Origin of the sequence: Mycobacterium sp. (assembly GCF_036488105.1) — a bacterium.
Taxonomy (GTDB): Bacteria; Actinomycetota; Actinomycetes; order Mycobacteriales; family Mycobacteriaceae; genus Mycobacterium.
The window spans coordinates 1-1,649 of sequence record NZ_DASXHW010000057.1; the positions used below are offsets into that span (position 1 = coordinate 1).

The following is a 1,649-nucleotide window of genomic DNA, read 5'->3' on the forward strand; positions in this document are numbered from 1 at the left end:
CGCGCCCGCCGGCGGTGATCCACGCGCCGCCACCCGATCAACCACCGCCCGCCGATGACAATGGCGATGACGACGACGGACCAGGCCCAGCCCATCCCGACGGCGGCCCGCACTAGAGCGTGATTTGATTAGGCTGAATCAGATCAGGCTCTAGATTCTTTGATTGCCGCGCAATTTGCGGGTGAACCGCTTACACTTCACCCGATTGCGCTTTAACGGCGGTATCTGAACCGGCGTTACCTGCTCCGTTTTTACCACCCGAACCCGACACCGACATTGGCGGTGGCTTGGCCGCTGCTGTAGGCGCCGCCCACCGACAGGTTCACATCGTGCGAAACGCTGCGCACATAACCCAGCGCTACACCTTCTTCTCCGCTATAGGAGCTTAGCGACATCGCCAGACGATTGTCCGCGTCGATCCCACCCGCACTGAGCGCCACGCCGGCCATGGCAGAGTTCATCGCGCCGACCTTGTCCATGCGCCCACCAAGCGTGTGGTTCAGGGACTTTATCTGCGCATCGGTATAATCATTCGCACTGGAGAGCGTGCTGGCAAGGCCGGCATTGAGCTGACCGACATTGACGGCATCGGTGCTGGCGGTGCCGGCAGCGACATTGGTGATGCGCCGTTCGTTGCCCGCCGAGCCCACCGAGACGGTGTTGGCCTGATTGGCGATCGAGCCTGCTCCCAGCGCAACAGAGTTGTTCGCACTGGCCGTGCTGTTGGCGCCGAGCGCCACCGAGTTGTTACCCGAGGCCACCGCATTGTTGCCGACCGCCGTTGCCGGATCGGCCACCGCTCTGGCGCCATCGCCGATGGCGACCGAGCCGTTATGGGAAGCATAGGCGCCATTGCCGATGGCGGTGGTGTGTGCGCCATTGGTGGTAGCGTTGCCCACCGTGGTGGAGGTGTTCGAACTTTGCACCGAACTCTGCGTTGTGCTCTGCGCACTGGCCTGTGCCGGTGTGCCAAACGAGCTGTAAAGGCTGGAGAGCTGGTTGATCTGTGCATCGGCCTCAGAAATGCTGGTGCTCAAAGCGGTCGTGGCCGAAGTCAGCTGGCTCATATTGACCGCATCGGTGCTGTTCACCCCATTGGCGACATTGACGATGCGCCGCTCGCTGCCCACCGCACCCACCGAGACGGTGTTGGCGACATTGGCGATGGAGCCATAGCCGATCGCCACCGCACCCGTCGCCGAGGCGTTGGCGTGATAGCCGATCGAGACCGCGTGGTTACCGGTGGCAAGCCCGCCATAGCCGAAGGCGGTGCTGAGCGTGCCCGAAGCGACGGCGCCGCTGCCCAGGGCCAGAGAATCCGTGCCGCTAGCCGAGCTGTTGTAACCCAAGGCCACGCTGTTGGCGCCGCTCGCTTGGCCGTTGTAGCCGAAGGCCGAGCTGTTGCCGCCGGTCGCGCTCGCGCCATAACCCAGCGCCATGTCGTATCGACCGGTGCCGCCATCCACGCCGGCAACGGCCGAGCGGCCAAGGGAAATGTCGCCGTAATTGTATCCGGTCGCGGCATTGCCGCTGGCCACCGAGAAGCTGCCGAGCGCTTTGGCATTGCGGCCGCTGGCCAGGCTGTAGCCGCCGGTCGCTTGCGCCCCATAACCCAGCGCTGTGTCGTAGGTCTGGTTGCCTGAACTCAC

At 64.0% G+C, this 1,649-nt stretch carries 1 protein-coding gene; it reads right to left on the bottom strand.

What is annotated here, in order from left to right; translation table 11 throughout:
• Window positions 1–251: 251 nt before the first annotated feature.
• A partial coding sequence (locus VGH54_RS02995) for a YadA family autotransporter adhesin (protein ID WP_331510448.1) occupies window positions 252–1,649 on the bottom strand: 1,398 nt, incomplete at its 5' end.